This is a genomic window from Marinobacter sp. LV10R510-11A (assembly GCF_900215155.1).
In the GTDB taxonomy this organism is placed as follows: domain Bacteria; phylum Pseudomonadota; class Gammaproteobacteria; order Pseudomonadales; family Oleiphilaceae; genus Marinobacter.
Genome location: NZ_LT907980.1, coordinates 2,943,831 through 2,960,046, shown reverse-complemented (window position 1 = coordinate 2,960,046; position 16,216 = coordinate 2,943,831). Strand labels below are relative to the sequence as shown.

Genomic DNA, 16,216 nt, shown 5'->3' with positions numbered 1-16,216 from the left:
AGGAGAGTACATTTATGAAGTTTAAAACAGCCTTGGTAGCCCTAGCTGCCGCATCCTTTTTTTCTGCTGCGGTATCCGCCGAAAAGCTGTCTGTAGCCGCAACGCCTGTACCCCATGCCGAGCTGCTGGAATTTGTGAAGCCGAAGCTGGCTGAACAGGGCGTGGAGTTGGATGTGAAGGTGTTTACCGACTATATCCAGCCGAACGTTCAAGTCGACCAGAAACGTATGGACGCCAACTTCTTCCAGCACCAGCCGTACCTGGACGAGTTCAATGACGGCCGTGGCACCAGCCTAGTCACCGTTGCCGGCATTCACGTTGAGCCATTTGGCGCCTATTCCAACAAGATCGACTCTCTGGATGATCTGAAAAAGGGCGACGTTGTCGCTATTCCAAACGACCCCACCAACGGTGGCCGGGCCTTGTTGCTCCTGCAAAAAGCCGGGCTGATCATGTTGAAGGAAGGCAGCAAGATCACCGCAACCCCGCGCGACATTGCTGACAACCCCAAAGATCTCGACTTCAAAGAGCTGGAGGCGGCAACACTGCCCCGGATTCTTGATCAGGTGGATGTAGCGCTGATCAACACCAACTACGCGTTGGAAGCAGGCCTGAACCCGACGGAAGATGCTCTGATCATCGAAGGCTCCGACTCTCCGTACGTGAATATTCTAGTGGCGCGCCCTGATAACAAAGACAGCGAAGCTATGCAAAAGCTGGCGAAAGCGTTGAAATCTGACGAAGTTCGCGAGTTCATCAAGGAAAACTATAAAGGTGCTGTTGTTCCGGCATTCTGATTAGGGCCCGGGTGATACCGGGCATAATCTGAAAAGTAGGCAAAAAAAGGCCGGGTAGCGAAAGCTGCCCGGCCTTTTACATTCAGTACCTTCTGCACTCAGTACCTTCTAAATTCAGTGCCGGGCGCTCGTGATTAATCACCGCTCCAGTTAGCCGTGGGGTCCGGTGTCATCCGCAAGTAGGATTTCACCGCCTTATAGCCTTTCGGGAAACGCTTCTTGATTTCGTCTTCATCCTGAAGTGACGGCACAATAACGACATCTCCGCCGCGCTCCCAGTTGCCCGGGGTGGCGACTTTGTGGTTGTCGGTCAGCTGCAGGGAATCAATCACCCGAATAACTTCGTTGAAGTTACGGCCGGTGCTGGCTGGGTATGTGATGATTAGGCGAACTTTTTTGTTCGGATCAATCACAAACAGCGAGCGCACGGTAAGCGTGCTGTCGGCGTTGGGGTGAATCATGTCGTACAGCTCAGCCACCTTGCCATCGTGGTCGGCGATGATCGGGAAGTTCACTGCGCAGCCTTGGGTTTCGTTGATGTCTTTGATCCACTCGTGGTGGGAATCAACGGGATCAACGCTCAGTGCGATGGCTTTTACGTTGCGCTGTGCAAACTCGTCTTTAAGCTTCGCAGTTAGGCCAAGTTCCGTTGTGCACACTGGAGTAAAGTCTGCAGGGTGAGAGAACAGCACGCCCCAGCCATTACCTAGCCATTCGTGGAACGAAATTTTGCCTTCACTGGAATCCTGTTCGAAATCCGGTGCGGTATCCCCTAAACGTAAGCTCATATTCGCTCTCCTTTAGTGCAACTTCTCTTGATGTTGCTTGAAATTCCGGCAGCTTGGCTGCCGGATCTATTCACTGAGTGTATACAAGAATCATTGGTGCCGGATGATGGGATTGCAAGGGTCAATCACACCCCCGCCGCCTTTTCCCGTTCAAAGTGCTCTTTGGTCAGCTTGAATACCACTGGGCTGAGGAGGATAAGAGCGATCAGGTTGGGCAGTGCCATCATGGCGTTCAACGTGTCGGCCACCAGCCAGATTAGGCCCAGATTTACCGTTGCGCCAAGAGGAATGGCGAGAACCCAAACCACACGATAAGGCACGATGGCTTTCACACCGAACAGAAACTCGACACAGCGTTCACCGTAGAAGGACCAGCCCAGCAAGGTAGTGAACGCAAACACCGCCAGAGCAATGGCCACTACATAATCACCAACCCCGGGCAGCGCCTTCGAAAACGCCATGGAGGTAAGTGCGGCGCCAGATTCGCCGGATGTCCAAACACCAGAAGTGATGATAACCAAACCGGTGATGGTGCAAATAATGATGGTGTCGATAAAGGTGCCCAGCATGGCCACCAAGCCCTGATTGATCGGGTTCTTGGTTTGCGCGGCGGCATGGGCGATAGGGGCAGAACCTAAGCCTGCCTCGTTAGAAAAGACACCCCGGGCGACACCAAACCGAATGGCGGCCCAAACAGCAGCACCGGCAAAGCCACCTTCGGCGGCGATGGGGCTGAAGGCATGCTCGAAAATCAGTGCAAAGGCGGCGGGGATATCAGCAACGTTCAGTGCCAGTACAACCAAGCCGGTGATCACATACGACACAGCCATGAGAGGAACCAGAGCGCTGGCTACCTGACCGATGCGGCGGATACCGCCAATGAGTACCAAACCTACCATTACCATCAGAATAATGCCGGAAATCCAGTGTGGCAGGCCAAAGGTGGCTTCCATAACGTCTGCCACCGAGTTGGCTTGCACGGTGTTGCCAATGCCAAACCCTGCGATGGCGGCAAAAATGGCAAACAACACACCTAGCCACGCCCATTTTTTGCCAAGACCGTTTCGAATATAATACATGGGGCCGCCAACGTGGGCGCCGCGCTCATCTACCTCGCGAAAGCGTACAGCGAGTACTGCTTCGGAGTACTTGGTGGCCATGCCCACCAGAGCGGTTAGCCACATCCAGAACAACGCGCCCGGGCCCCCGAGGAAAACAGCGGTCGCGACACCGGCGATGTTACCTGTTCCCACCGTTGCCGCGAGCGCTGTCATTAACGCTTGGAATGGCGGAATTTCACCATCCGATTCTGCACCTGTTGCGCTACGGCCACTCCACATTAGGCGTATGCCGGCGCCAAGTTTGAGCATTGGCATCAGTTTCAGGCCGAGGCTCAGAAACAGGCCGACACCCAGAATTAGCACCAGCATGGGTGGGCCCCAGACCAGACTGTTGATTTGCCCTAGAATGTTTTCGATGGCTTCCATGGGGTTCCCCTGTTTTTGCCATAGTTGATGTTTTTGTTGTACCCGTAAGGGTTATAACTGACTGAGTTTAGTCGAATATGGCAATCTGTAAACTTATAGGCTCGGAAAGTTGGAGGATTTGGAGCTAATTGCCTATGTTTACAGTGTAGGGCTTCGGTGGGCATGTGCTGCCGGTGGTTGATGCGGATCGGCGTTTGCTGGGCTTTGTTTCTGAACAGGATTGCATCCACGCACTGTTGGTGAGCGGTTATCACTGTGAGGGAGACCCTATTGTTGACGATGTCATGTTCCGTGAGCCTTTGTCGATTTCACCTGGCACAGCGATTGTTGATCTTGCCCAGAAGCTCGGTTCTGGCAAACCGAAAGTGTACCCTGTAGTGGAACACGGAAAACTCATTGGCATAGTTACGCGCGCTGCTGTGCTAGCGGAGCTGGCTCGCATTGGTTGCGGGATTAAGCTTTCTAAGCGCAGGGGCGCCGACGACTGATTAAGCTGTGCTCTTAAGCGGTGCTCTCATAAACCGCACTTTCAATTGGCACTCTCAATTCGCACTCTCAATCCATATTCTACAGAGGACACTATGGAACTCTTATCCACCAACGTTAGTTTTGACGGGGAGCATCGCCGCTATCGCCATACGTCTGCCACTCTAGAGTGCACGATGGAATTTGCCGTGTACCTGCCCCCGGCCGCGGTGGGGCCAGAACCGAAAACAGTGCCCGCCCTGTGGTGGCTGTCGGGGCTGACCTGTAATGACCAGAATTTCATGCAGAAGGCGGGTGCTCAGAAAAAGGCAGCGGAGCTGGGTATGGCAATTATTTGCCCGGATACCAGCCCTCGCGGCATTAACCTGCCGGGGGAAGATGACAGCTACGATTTCGGAAGTGGAGCAGGATTTTATATCAACGCCACGCAGCAGCCTTGGGCGCCCCACTATCGGATGTACGACTATGTGGTGAAGGAGTTGCCGCAGTTGGTTGAAAACGAGCTGCCGCTAACCGACAAGCGTAGTGTCAGCGGGCACTCTATGGGTGGTCATGGCGCACTGATCTGCGCACTCCGCAATCCAGGTCGCTATGCGTCGGTTTCTGCATTTGCCCCCGTCGCCCACCCCACCAAATGCCCTTGGGGCGAGAAGGCGTTCAGCGGTTACCTTGGTGACAACACGGCGAGCTGGGAAGAGTGGGATGCCACATTGCTTATCCCACAAGCCAGTGAGCGATTGCCCCTACTAATAGACCAGGGCACGGCGGATGATTTCCTTGAAAGCCAGCTCAATCCTGAAGCGTTGGTAGAGGCTTGCGATAAACACAGCCACCCCATTAATCTGCGTATGCGCGATGGGTACGATCACAGCTACTTCTTTATCGCTTCGTTTATTGAAGACCACCTAAACCACCATGCCAAGGCTTTGGGCCTGAGCTGAGCGGTTCACCCGATCTGGGGCTGGCCCGGGAAGCCCCAGATTTGGCTGAAGTTCATGGATGGCATAATGTCGGGCTCTTCTATTGCCTGGACATTGAAGTCCAGCGCGCTGGTGTCGCGCTCTCGGTGGGAGGCCTCGCTTTTGCCCGAAGAATCGAACACAACCCGCACAAAAGGCCCGCGAGCCCGCACTGGCCTGCCTGTTACTACGCCAACTTCGTTGTTTTCTAGCCGCACCAAGGTTCCTGGCGGGTATTCGCCCAGAACTTGGAGCAAGGCTTTGGGAAGGGCTGGCCGGAAGTTTCCGTCTGCCAGGTTGGCTATCAGTTTGCGCGCGGCTGTTACGTTCATCCGCTTGCGATAAGCGCGTTTTGTGATCATGGCGACGTAGCGCTCGGCCAGCGCCAGGATTTCCGCCTCGGGCCGAATGTCCGCACCGCTCAGGCCATTCGGGTAACCGCTGCCGTCTGCCTGCTCATGGTGCTGCGCAATGATGGTAAACAACAGGTCGCTATCAATACCCACCGCGTTCAGAGCGCGAATGCTCCGTTGTGGGTGCTTGCGAATAACGTTTCTCTGCTCACTGCTGAGTATTTTGTTGAAGGCGTTAAGCTTGTCGGCGATTGGCACCAGGGCGAGATTTGCACTCAGTGCGGCTTCTGTCAGTATCGGGATACGCTTCTCATCGAGCCCGAATTGTCGGGCGATAAGCTGGCAGAGAATGGCGTAAAAAATGATCTGTTCGTGGATGGTCGGTCCGACGGAGTACAGGTGTATGAGCGCTAAGCTGGAATCCGGCGCCTGTATGCAAGCCTGCTCCAGAGCGTGAGCCAGATCCTGCAAATGCTTGCGAGCTTCTGGCTCGCCAGCGGCGATCGCGGCCAGAGCTTTTTCAAGTGCGTGAAGATAGTCCGGGTAACGGGCAAACGGGTTGCAGCCCACTTCATCACCAAGTGCCCCGTCGTCTTCCAGCGGTGCCTCAATAACCCGTGGTTTGAAAAGGCCGCGCTCAAACAGTTGTTCGAGCTGTGAATTTGTCTGTATCACATAGCCCTGGCACAGCAACACGTTGCCGTCGGCGTCTAACACCTCCCATGGCAGCGGGCGGCCAATGGTTAATGCGCCGGGGGCTATTCGAACGAGTTCACTCAAAATCCCTTTGATCCCTTTAGAGCAGGTCTGGTTTTAATACGGCTGCGACTATAGTAATGGTAATTGAATTGTCAGAGCTACCCGACTGAGGGTCAAATGCGTCGATAACATGTCTTTTTCATGACACTTTGCGGTCATTTTGTTAAAAAACGTAGGATTCAGCGCTTATTGCGCCTCTCTGGATTATGCTTGAGGGGTAAACTCTGCTTGGCGGGAAGATGACAGGCATGCTAAATCGCCTCAAAAATGACTTTCGGTTGTCGATTATTACTATCTTGGGTGCCAGTGCATTACTGGGGATTACCCCGTTTGCTGCCATGCGCTTTCTGCAGGGTAATGTTGTCGCCGGATTGATAGATACGTCTATTCTGCTGGGTATCTCTAGCGCAATGGCTTATGCGTGGATAACCGGCGACACCCGTCGCAGCGGGATGGTGCTCGCTGTCATCGCCTGCTCTGGGGCAGTTGCGGTAGCTGCGGTGGTTGGGGAGGTAGGTTTGTTCTGGCTTTATCCCTGCCTTGTGACCGCCTTCTTCCTGGTTAGCCCCCGCATTGCCACCTTTCTCAATCTTGCGTCGATCGCCGCCATGATGGTTCAGGGCGATCTTTTTCAGAGCGATGTCCAAATGTGGAGCTTTGCGGCAACCGCCATTGTGGTCAGCGCCACCGCCTATGCGTTTGCCCAGCGTTCAGACGAGCAGCGCGAGCGCTTGGAACAGTTAGCGACCCTGGACCCGCTGACCGGTGTAAAAAATCGGCGCTCCATGGATGAGGAGCTTAACTTGGCAGCAGCCTACGCTGAGCGCACCGGTTTGCTATACGCTCTGGTGATGCTGGATATTGATCACTTCAAGAAGGTGAACGATGAGTACGGTCATGGAGTTGGAGATGGTGTACTGGTTGACCTGGTGACACTGGTTCAGCAGCACACACGCAAATCCGACCAGCTTTTTCGTTATGGCGGCGAAGAGTTTGTACTCCTGCTGCCAGGTGTTGACGGGGATGGGCTGACAGCGGTAATGAATAACCTTCAGCATATTATGCGTAAAAAGATTAAGCATCCGGGGGGCACTATCAGCACATCGTTCGGAGTAGCACTGCTCAAACACGGTGAAGGTGTTGATAGCTGGCTGAAGCGGGCGGATACGGCGCTTTATGAGGCTAAAGAAACTGGCCGCGACCGAGTCGTTTTTTCGGATAATATACCAGCGGCTGACAAGAGCTCGCCTGCTGGCAGCCCCGAGCTAACCGGCTAGTTGCCCACTGGGTTTCGGGCGATAGCGAAATAGCCTCCACCCCAGCAACACACTGGCAGATGCCAGGCCCCCGGTCAGCCCCACCCAGAAGCCTGCCGCGCCCATAGCGGGAGTAATCAAGTCGGTAAACGTTAGGGCATAACCCAGCGGCAACCCCACACCCCAGAATGAGAACAGCATGATCAACATGGGTATGCCCGTGTCCTTGTAGCCTCTCAGGGCGCTGATGCAGGTAACCTGGATAACATCCGCCACCTGGAATATAGCCGCAAACATCAACAGTCTTGTAGTAACCGCCTGAACATCGGCATCGCTGGTGTAAAGAGCTGAGATGCCCTGTGAGAAAGCAAACAGGAGAATGGCGAACACCAAGGCTGTGGTGGCCGCAAGAATCAGTGAACTGCGGGAAATCAAGCGGGCCGTATCTGGCGCGCCTGCACCCAGAAGAAAACTAACTCGCAGTGTAAGAGCCATGCCGATACTCAGCGGCAGCATGAACAGCAGAGACACCACGTTCAATGCCACCTGATGACCGGCCACGACAACCGGCCCCAGTGGCGCAAGAAACAGCGCAATCACCGAGAACATGCTGGCTTCAACAAAAATTGTGAACCCGATGGGTATGCCAATGCTGAGGATATAGCGAATCAGGCGCGCGTTGGGCTTTGCACGGCTGCCAATCAGGTGAAACTGCTTGAAGAGTTTGCTTCGATTCAGATAGATCAGCAGTGCGATTGCGGCGAACCCGTTGGAAAGTGACGTTGCCCAGCCACAACCAATGCCGCCCATGGCAGGCAGGCCCAGCTTTCCATAAATAAAAATGTAATTGAGCGGCAGGTTAATCAGCGTGCTCAGCACAGAAAACGCCATAATCACCCGGGTGTACCCCAGGCCGTCAGTTAGTCCTCGGAGCGCGGTCATCAACAAGAGCGCGGGAATGCCCCAGGCAAAGGCATTCAGGTAACCTTGGGTAATGCGTGCCGTGCTGGCTTCCAGGTTCAGCCCCTCCAGAACCGGGTGCACGTTGGTGAGCAGCAGAATCATGATGATTGCGCCCACACCGGCGATGTATAAGCCTTGCCAAGTGGCCGGCATGATTTTCTCTGGCGTGCGGGCACCGTTGTAACCGGAAATAATGGGCTGCAGTGCTCCGAGCATACCCATAAAAAACAGGAACAACGGCATCCACAGGCTGCTACCGATACCCACGCCCGCAAGGTCTTCGGCACTGGCATGGCCGGCCATGACCGTGTCGATAACACCGTTGGCCATTTGCGCTATCTGGGCAATCAGAATCGGCCCGCCCAGTATTGCCAGGGTTTTCCATTCAATCAGCGTCCGCGAAATTAGCGGCTTGCGGACTTGTGGAAGTGGCTGGTGGGCTTCATCCATAGGGTGTTGTCCGAAGAGCTGAAACTGACAAATGTCTCGGCTGGTTTATTTGCGGGCTGAACATGCTACCGGGTTGCGATGGTTCATGTCATAAGGAATTGCCACTCAGAGACACTGAAACCAGCTTGAAAACCCGCTAAGATACTCGCCCTAATTCATACAGATGGCAGTCATTATGGGACTACTGGTCTTTGTAACAGTGCTCTGGGCTTTTTCCTTCAGCTTGATTGGCGAGTTTCTCGCCGGGCAGGTAGACAGCGATTTTGCGGTACTTAGCCGTGTGTTGCTGGCGACGCTGATTTTTCTGCCTTTTACCCGGTGGCGGGGTGTACCCGGAGGGCTCCGGTTGGGCATTCTGGTAACGGGTATGCTGCAGTTTGGCATTACCTACCTGTGCCTGTATCGCTCGTTCAGCTATCTAACGGTACCGGAAGTGCTGCTGTTCACCATATTCACGCCGCTTTACGTAACCTTGCTTGACGACGCGCTGTTCCGTCGATTTTCCCCAGTTGCACTGGTGGCTGCCGCGATAGCCACACTCGGCGCCGGAATAATTCGTTACGATGGCCTCAGCGAGGATTTCATTACGGGTTTCTTGCTGCTGCAGGTTGCGAACTTCACCTTTGCCGCAGGCCAGGTTGGCTATAAACACGTTATGAAGCGCTACCCGGTTGATATCCCCGCGTATCGTACCTTTGGCTACTTCTTTATGGGTGCGCTGATTATCGCATTGCCGTCTTTTATAGTGTTCGGCAATGCCGACCGCTTGCCCACAACGGCGCTGCAATGGGGCGTTTTGACGTGGCTGGGGCTGGCAGCTTCCGGGATTGGCCTGTTCCTGTGGAACCGCGGCGCCTGCAAAGTGGATGCGGGCACACTCGCCATCATGAACAACGTTCTGGTGCCAGCGGGGTTGCTGGTAAACCTCCTGATCTGGAACCAGGACGCCGATCTGTTTCGGCTTGCCATAGGGGGCGCTGTTTTAGCGTTTTCACTGTGGGTGAACGCTCGCCTTCATCCCCGTGCTTCCCACAGCTATTTTGTGGGCGAAAGTTAGTCCTCCGCGTCGTTTGTGACGGCTTGCAACGCTTTCACGTGGGGTTTGACGGCTTCAATGTCAGCGGGGGGCGCTTCGCTGGCCATTTTAGTAACACCAAGCGCCGCTTCCATCATCGATCGCATTTGGGCTTTTTGCTGATCGCTCATGTTCGGATTATTCTCTAGCTCGGCCATGGCGCTTTGCATTTCCTGATTGATCTCAGGGCTTTGATCCGCCATTTCAATGGCCATCCAGGCAGCGTAAATACGGTCGCCGGTGGCGGCCCATTCGTTTAGGTCGTTGAAGCCATTGTCTTGAACCAAGTCTTCCAAGCGCCCGTAGGCATCCTCGCCTTTTAGTTCTTCAACGGAAGAGCTAAAAATTCGTGAGAGATCAATCGATTCAATGTTCTGTTCGTCATTCAGTTCCTCAAACTCTGGCGCCAAAGTCTGGGCTTTTTCCAACGACGTGATGAAGGCGCGGATTGTGCTGTCCGTTAGCTTCTCTGCGTGGGCGCTGAACGATACTAAAGACAGCATGAGCGCCAGCACAACCGTCAGCTGGCGGTAATGAAAGGTAGTGTGTTGCGTGTTAAACGGATTCATAAGCGGAACCTGTCAACCTCATATGGACAGCTCTTTAAAAAGTTAATATCGATTTGCCCGCGCCAACGCTTCGCGTGCGGCAGACAAAGTCGGGAAGTTCACGGCGGCGCTGTCCTCGCTGCCTGAGTCTTCGGATGTAATCGGGTTGATGTGAGCGGCCTCCGGCGGCAAGGCTGAAGTAGGTTTGCCGCGCACAAAGCGTTCAGAGTGCTTCTCGTAATAGCGTGTCAGGGCACTCGTTTAGGTCCGCTGGCAGTGGCCAGCTCAGACCTGCCTCGGCCGTACGGCGCAGGTATTCGCTCACCGTGGGGCGGCTGACGCCACAGGCCGCCGCAATCTGGCGGTTACTCAGCCCTCGCTCCCACTTGAGGCGAAGAACTTCTTTGATCTTACGCATGGATAACCTTTTCGCTGGCATCTGGCCTTCTCCGGATGAAAAGGGTCAGGTGGTAAATATCAGATAATGCCCCCCGGTGGGTAAAGTCGGTCATGGCGTATCCACGCGTCTTGCTTGAGATCTTGGTCTTGATCAATCAACAAGATACACCACCTTTCCTACCTACCGTCTCCCGTACACAGACTTTAGCTTAATTTCTTGCTGGCCCGAAAAGAGGGTTTATGGTGCCATATCCATGAAACGTTGGTCCCTGGTGAGATGCCGATCTGACTCCGGTTTTTCCTTCGGGCCTGCCACCGCGCAAGAGCGCATTTGGATGCCAGCTCTGGGGCTCGGCGCGATCCTTGTCGGTATCGTGTTGATCGCGCCGGCATTCGCCTACGGGGCGCCGCCCGACCCATACAGCGCATCAGCTTTTACGGACTTGATGATGGCTGCCGGCGTGTCGACGCTGATCCGATTCATCCCTCAGGCGTGCCTGACCCGGCGCCAGCTACTGCTGATGCTGGCTGTCGGGGACGTGTTCCGACTGATGTTCTTCTCGTCTACCCCGATTTATGTAGTAACCGGCCCAACCACTTGCTCAAAAAGCCTTGGCAGCATCGCGGGCTTGGGCTTGCGCCGCGGCTCGGTCTTCATCGGGATTGGCGGTAAGCACAGTCGGCTGGAAGCGGATCTCGGTAATGTCCGTAATGCCGATGAAGCGCAGCCAGTCGTCGAAGAAGCTGCGTTGGAAATCCTGGCCAAAGGCCGGGTGTACGCCGCTGGTGTAGATGGTGGTGGCCTTCTTGCCCTGGATCAGGCCGGTGTAGCCGGCCTCCGGATCGAGTCCGAACGCCCAGCCGGGCTGGGTGATGATGTCGATCCATTGCTTGAGGATGTAGGGAACGCCGGCGTTCCACATGGGCACGCTGAACAGGTAGGCATCCGCTGCAGCGAAGCGATCGAAGATCGCTCTGGCTTGTTCCCACGCAGACACCTGATCATTGCCGGCGGGTTCGCCGCCGCCGAAGACAGCCATCTTCGCGCTGGCCGAATCGAAGCCAAACGCCGGCAAGTTGGCCTGCCACAGGTCGAGGCGCTCCACCTCTACCTCGGGATGCTTGGCGGTGTAGGCATCAAGAAATACCTCGGCGAGGGCCAACGACTCACTTTCCCCACGGCGCGGGGACGAACTGACATGAAGCAGACGGAACATCGTTTTCTCCCATGGAATGACTGAAACTGGCGGTTCCCAGTGTTAGCCGTATTCGGTCGAGGTATGAAGTCGTAGTGCGCAAACCGGTGGCGGATATTGAAGACCCCAGTATAAATAGTATAAAAGCCTTTTCGAACCTGTCAACCTCATATGGACAGCTCTTTAAAAAGTTAATATCGATTTGCCCGTGCCAACGCTTCGCGTGCGGCAGACAGAGTCGGGAAGTTCACGGCGGCGCTGTCCTCGCTGCCTGAGTCTTCTGATGTAATCGAGTTGATGTGAGCGGCCTCCGGCGGCAAGGCTGAAGTAGGTTTGCCGCGTACAAAGCGTTCAGAGTGCTTCTCGTAATAGCGTGTCAGGGCAGCTTGTCGGTTTTTCGCGATACCCGTGAATTCACCGGTATAGACTTGGGCCGGCGTAAAGCCGTTCAAGCCACCGTGGTGGTGTTCATGGTTATACCAGGCAAAGTAATCGGAGGCCCAGAGCCGGGCATGCCCCGGACTGTCGAACCGGCCCGGATAGTCGGGCTGGTGTTTAAGTGTCTTGAACTGGTTTTCACTGTACGGATTGTCGTTGCTGACTCTGGGGCGACTGTGGCTGCAGACCACGCCGAAGTCCGCCATCAGGTCGAGGAAGCTCTTGGCGATCATCGGGGAGCCGCGATCCTGATGCAGGGTGACCTGCTGGTTGTCCAGGCCATAGCGTGTCAATGTCTGCTCCATGAGTTGTTGAGCCAGCTGACTGTTCTCCTTGCGAGAGACCATCCAGGCAACCACATAACGGCTGAACAGATCCATGACCACGTACAAATTGAGGTAAACGCCCCGCCGGGTTGTCGCTAATTTGGTAATGTCCCACGTCCACACTGCGTTGGGCCGTGTGGACGTGAGCCGTGGCATGGCATGCGATTGGGGTGCACGCTGGTTGCGTCGCTCGCCGGTCTGGTTAGCTTCTCTCAGCACCCGATACAACGTACTGAGCGACCCCAGGCATTCACCGCGTTCGAGCAGCGTGTGATAGACCTGATACGGTGTCTGGTCCCAGAACATCACAGGCCAGTGTCAGCGGCATAAGCTCAGGACGCTGCGTCAGAACCCTCATGATGGATCCTTCCCATTGTTCGACAGATCGAGCATCGACAAGGCTTTTTTTTGGAGATCCACACAGTCTTCAGTGACCCGCAACCGGTGTTGCGTTTTCGCCAGTTCCTTTTCCAACTGCTCAATGCGCTTCTGCTCTGGAGTCTTGGCGGCTTTCGGCCCCGGCGAAGACTTGGACAGACCGGCCTCCCCGCCGATCTCAAGCTGCTTGCGCCATTCGCTCAACTGGTTGCTGTAGAGCTTTTCACGACGCAATAACTGGTCCAGTTCACCATGGGCGCATTGATCCGCTTCAGCCAATATTCTCAGCTTGTATTCCGTAGAAAACCGACGACGGGTACGCTTCTCCAAACGGGCATCCGGCTGGACCTGGTTATCAGGGATCTGTGACTCGGGTTTTGGCATAGCTTTTACTCCTCAATCCGCGCCCTGAAATCTATGTTAACTCATAGACTGAGTGTATGGACTGAGGTTGACACACAGGGTAAGGCTCTCCTTATTAGTGACATGTTTCAGGTTCCATCCATCGGGAAGTTTCTTTAGCGTAGGCTCAAAAAGAACAAACTGCCACGTGTGACAGATTCGTGAAGTTTTCACGTTAGACTGCACTAAGAACCCTAAGCGTAATGGGCTGATTGCACAGCACAGACAAATGAGCCGGAGCACCATGACACGAGCCGTACTGATTATTGAGGACAACCCCGGGATCGGCGAGCTGGTCAGTATGCAGATCAAAGATCTGGATATGCAGCCGGTGCTCGTGGATCGGGGAGATTCGTGGGATTCCCGGTTATGTTCCGGTGCTTATGCTGACCGCCAAAAGCACCGAGCTGGATCGAGTGCTTGGGCTAGAAATGGGTGCGGATGATTATCTCACCAAACCCTTCAGCATCGCTGAGCTTTCTGCTCGCATTAAAGCCTTGTTCCGGCGGGTAGATCCGCCCCCTGTTTCAAACCCTTTATGCGCGCCTGGCCCTGGGCCTGTTTTTGCTGCTGGTGATTGTTGGCGGGCTGTTTACGGCGCTAAGCCTATATTCCGTGCGTGAGTACAGCGCAGCCGTAGGCCAGGAACTCAACCGCGATCTAGCCAGCAACCTAGTCTCAGATCGTAATCTGGTGACTAACGGCAAAATCAACCACAGCGAGCTGGAACGCCTGTTTGAGCTTTACATGAGCATCAACCCCAGCATCGAGATTTATCTGCTGGATCAGGCCGGGCGTATTCTTTCCTACTCCGCCGATCCGGCCAAGATCAAACGCAAGCACGTATCGCTGGAGCCTATTCACAAGCTGCTGAATAACCCAGACGCCTATCCTATACAGGGCGATGACCCGCGCAGCCATGACCGGCACAAGGTGTTCTCAGTCACCCCGGTACCCAGCGCCGAACATCCCACTGGTTACCTGTATGTCGTGCTCCGGGGCGAGGAATACGATTTTGCTGAGGGCATGGTGCACAGCGATCGATTATTGCGGATGGGCGGAGGCGCTCTGGCCATCAGTCTTTTTGTGGGGCTGCTGGCAGGCCTGGTGTTCTTCCGGCTACTGACACGACGCCTGTCGGGGCTGACCGCTCGTGTGGAGGCCTTTGAAGCGGAGACAAAAGATACCGCGAGTATTGGCATTGCAGATGAAACCGGTGTCCCGGGGGACGATGTAGATTATCTGGCGATTCGGTTTGATCAAATGGCGGCGCGTATTGCAGGCCAACTGGAACTGCTGAAAGACAAAGATCACCAGCGCCGTCAGTTAGTGGCTCAGGTGTCACACGATTTGCGCACACCGCTGGCGTCGATTCAGGGCTACTTGGAAACCCTGGGAATGAAGCAGCAGGAACTGAGCCCAGATGAGCGCCGGCGCTTTCTTAATGTGGCACTGGCTGAAACCCTTCGCCTCAGCAAACTGGTTGATGAGCTGTTTGAACTTGCAGCCTTGGATGCCCGCGAACGGCAGCCTTTTGCAGAGCCGTTCATGCCAGCAGAACTGCTGCACGATGTGGTGCAAAAGCACAGACCGAAGGCAGAGCAGGCAAGCGTTGCGCTTAACATCACCACGGCTCAGCCTGCGATGGTGCTGGCAGATATCGACCATGTGTTCGACCCGTTTTATCAGGGGCCTGGCGCGAGCCGCACAGGGCATGCTGGCCTGGGCCTTGCCATTGCACGCAGGATGGCGGAATTGCAGCAGGGGCGGGTCTCCGTAGAAAGCCATCCGAGGGCAGGTGCCACGTTCTGTTTCTGGTTGCCGCTGGCTGATTCAGCGGAAAAAGAATCCACAACGTTATAGATTCGTAAGAATTAGGGAACGTTTTGGTGAAGTCACGGCGATAGGATGGCTTACGTTATTACTCTTAGGAGAGTTGTTATGAACCGAAAAATACTCGCTATGGTCGCCGCGCTGCTCGTAGCGGCCACCGGCGCCTTCTATGCCGCCATTGCCACGGCCGAAAAGAGTACAGCTAGTGCCAATGAAAGCGCCAATGAATATGCACCGTCAGATCCCCGCCTGAAGGTCGCGACTGTTGCCGGTGGCTGTTTCTGGTGTGTGGAATCCGGTTACGAGAAAATCCCCGGCGTGGTAGAGGCCGTTTCTGGCTATACCGGCGGGGATGAGACCAACCCGACCTATCAGCAGGTGGCTTCCGGCAGCACCGGACACACCGAAGCTGTGCAGGTTTACTACGACCCGAAAGAAATCACCTACGAAGGTTTGCTGCAAGGCCTTTGGAGAATGATGAACCCCACAGACGCCAATGGTCAGTTTGTTGACCGTGGCAAACAGTACCGCCCGGGTATTTTCTACCACAACGCCGAACAGAAGCGCGTGGCTGAAACCGCTAAGAAAGAGCTGCAGGCGTCTGGTATTTATGACAACCCGGTAGTCATCGAGATTACACCGCTGAAGACCTTTTATGCCGCTGAGAAGTATCACCAGGATTACTACAAAAAGAATCCGGTGCGCTATAATTTCTACACCTTCAACTCGGGCCGTTACCAGTTCATCGAAGATGTTTATGGTGATGATTATGAGCTGGACTTCAGCCAGTTCAAACCAGCCGCCAGTGCCGCAAAGAGCACTAAAGAGAACGTAGGAGCAAGTAGCTCGGGTGGCAAAAAAGGTTTTGATCCACAGGCGTTCGTTAAGCCGGATGCAGACACTCTGAAACAGCGCCTTACCAGCACTCAGTTTAACGTAACACAGAACGACGGCACGGAGCGGGCATTCAGTAATCCGTATTGGGATAACAAACGCCTAGGACTATACGTAGATGTTGTGTCGGGTGAGCCTCTGTTCTCCTCCCGCGACCAGTATAAATCCGGCACTGGCTGGCCGAGTTTCACCCGCCCGCTGAGCACGGATATGGTCGTGGAAAAAGAAGACAACGGGTTTTTTACCACTCGCACAGAGATTCGCAGCCGCTTTGCCGATTCACACGTAGGGCATGTATTCAATGATGGCCCCGCGCCTACCGGCCTGCGTTACTGCATGAACTCCGCCGCTATGACGTTCATCCCTCTGGAAGAAATGGCGGAGGCTGGCTACGGCGACTGGATAGCCCAAGTGAAGGCGTCGCAGTAA

The 16,216-nt window shown here is 54.9% G+C and carries 15 protein-coding genes and 2 pseudogenes; 8 read left to right on the top strand and 9 right to left on the bottom strand.

The window, feature by feature from the left end:
- The first annotated feature begins 14 nt into the window (after positions 1-14).
- Positions 15-797 (top strand): MetQ/NlpA family ABC transporter substrate-binding protein, encoded by a 783-nt coding sequence (locus CPH80_RS14195; RefSeq protein WP_096278782.1) that lies wholly within the window; start codon positions 15-17, stop codon positions 795-797.
- 134 nt (positions 798-931) lie between these two features.
- Here CPH80_RS14195 and CPH80_RS14190 read toward each other — a convergent pair whose 3' ends face one another.
- Together CPH80_RS14190 and CPH80_RS14185 are read right to left on the bottom strand one after the other, a co-directional pair.
- The gene (locus tag CPH80_RS14190) at positions 932-1,585 is read right to left on the bottom strand and encodes a peroxiredoxin (RefSeq protein WP_096278780.1); all 654 of its coding nucleotides are present in this window, start codon (positions 1,583-1,585) and stop codon (positions 932-934) included.
- A 125-nt stretch (positions 1,586-1,710) separates the two neighbouring features.
- On the bottom strand, positions 1,711-3,072 hold the full coding sequence (locus CPH80_RS14185; protein ID WP_096278778.1) for an alanine/glycine:cation symporter family protein: 1,362 nt from the start codon (positions 3,070-3,072) through the stop codon (positions 1,711-1,713).
- 164 nt (positions 3,073-3,236) lie between these two features.
- On the opposite strand from CPH80_RS14185, the gene CPH80_RS14180 reads away from it, so the two are divergent.
- On the top strand, positions 3,237-3,560 hold the full coding sequence (locus tag CPH80_RS14180; RefSeq protein WP_096278776.1) for a CBS domain-containing protein: 324 nt from the start codon (positions 3,237-3,239) through the stop codon (positions 3,558-3,560).
- A 93-nt stretch (positions 3,561-3,653) separates the two neighbouring features.
- Positions 3,654-4,499 (top strand): S-formylglutathione hydrolase, encoded by an 846-nt coding sequence (gene fghA / locus CPH80_RS14175; protein ID WP_096278774.1) that lies wholly within the window; start codon positions 3,654-3,656, stop codon positions 4,497-4,499.
- A 5-nt stretch (positions 4,500-4,504) separates the two neighbouring features.
- Here fghA and CPH80_RS14170 read toward each other — a convergent pair whose 3' ends face one another.
- Positions 4,505-5,650, bottom strand: coding sequence for an HD-GYP domain-containing protein (locus tag CPH80_RS14170; RefSeq protein ID WP_096278772.1), 1,146 nt, complete (start codon positions 5,648-5,650; stop codon positions 4,505-4,507).
- A gap of 227 nt (positions 5,651-5,877) precedes the next feature.
- Between CPH80_RS14170 and CPH80_RS14165 the strand changes: the two genes are divergently transcribed.
- Positions 5,878-6,906, top strand: a complete 1,029-nt coding sequence (locus tag CPH80_RS14165) for a GGDEF domain-containing protein (protein ID WP_096278770.1) — start codon at positions 5,878-5,880, stop codon at positions 6,904-6,906.
- Here the strand turns inward: CPH80_RS14165 and CPH80_RS14160 are convergent.
- Positions 6,895-8,298, bottom strand: coding sequence for an MATE family efflux transporter (locus tag CPH80_RS14160; RefSeq protein WP_096278768.1), 1,404 nt, complete (start codon positions 8,296-8,298; stop codon positions 6,895-6,897). The two genes, CPH80_RS14165 and CPH80_RS14160, sit on opposite strands and share 12 nt — an antisense overlap.
- A gap of 175 nt (positions 8,299-8,473) precedes the next feature.
- Here CPH80_RS14160 and CPH80_RS14155 point away from each other — a divergent pair, with 175 nt between their 5' ends.
- Positions 8,474-9,355 (top strand): carboxylate/amino acid/amine transporter, encoded by an 882-nt coding sequence (locus CPH80_RS14155; RefSeq protein WP_096278766.1) that lies wholly within the window; start codon positions 8,474-8,476, stop codon positions 9,353-9,355.
- Here CPH80_RS14155 and CPH80_RS14150 read toward each other — a convergent pair.
- From CPH80_RS14150 to CPH80_RS14125, 5 genes and pseudogenes are all read right to left on the bottom strand, one after another.
- Complete coding sequence (locus tag CPH80_RS14150) at positions 9,352-9,942, bottom strand: hypothetical protein (RefSeq protein ID WP_227520168.1); 591 nt, start codon at positions 9,940-9,942, stop codon at positions 9,352-9,354. The genes CPH80_RS14155 and CPH80_RS14150 overlap by 4 nt on opposite strands.
- A gap of 235 nt (positions 9,943-10,177) precedes the next feature.
- Positions 10,178-10,360, bottom strand: a pseudogene (locus CPH80_RS14140) (helix-turn-helix domain-containing protein); the annotation flags it as partial.
- A 562-nt stretch (positions 10,361-10,922) separates the two neighbouring features.
- Positions 10,923-11,537, bottom strand: coding sequence for an FMN-dependent NADH-azoreductase (locus tag CPH80_RS14135; RefSeq protein WP_096278761.1), 615 nt, complete (start codon positions 11,535-11,537; stop codon positions 10,923-10,925).
- A 170-nt stretch (positions 11,538-11,707) separates the two neighbouring features.
- Positions 11,708-12,586, bottom strand: coding sequence for an IS3 family transposase (locus CPH80_RS14130; RefSeq protein WP_096278759.1), 879 nt, complete (start codon positions 12,584-12,586; stop codon positions 11,708-11,710).
- A gap of 48 nt (positions 12,587-12,634) precedes the next feature.
- Complete coding sequence (locus CPH80_RS14125) at positions 12,635-13,042, bottom strand: transposase (protein ID WP_096278757.1); 408 nt, start codon at positions 13,040-13,042, stop codon at positions 12,635-12,637.
- A 262-nt stretch (positions 13,043-13,304) separates the two neighbouring features.
- Between CPH80_RS14125 and CPH80_RS23185 the strand changes: the two are divergent.
- The 3 genes and pseudogenes from CPH80_RS23185 to msrA form a co-directional block, all read left to right on the top strand.
- Positions 13,305-13,575: pseudogene (locus tag CPH80_RS23185) on the top strand (response regulator); the annotation flags it as partial.
- A gap of 7 nt (positions 13,576-13,582) precedes the next feature.
- A complete protein-coding gene (locus tag CPH80_RS14115; RefSeq protein ID WP_096278755.1) occupies positions 13,583-14,923 on the top strand; it encodes a sensor histidine kinase in 1,341 nt (446 codons plus the stop codon).
- Positions 14,924-15,001: 78 nt separating this feature from the next.
- Positions 15,002-16,216: a peptide-methionine (S)-S-oxide reductase MsrA gene (msrA, locus tag CPH80_RS14110; protein ID WP_096278753.1), complete on the top strand. Its 1,215-nt coding sequence runs from the start codon at positions 15,002-15,004 to the stop codon at positions 16,214-16,216.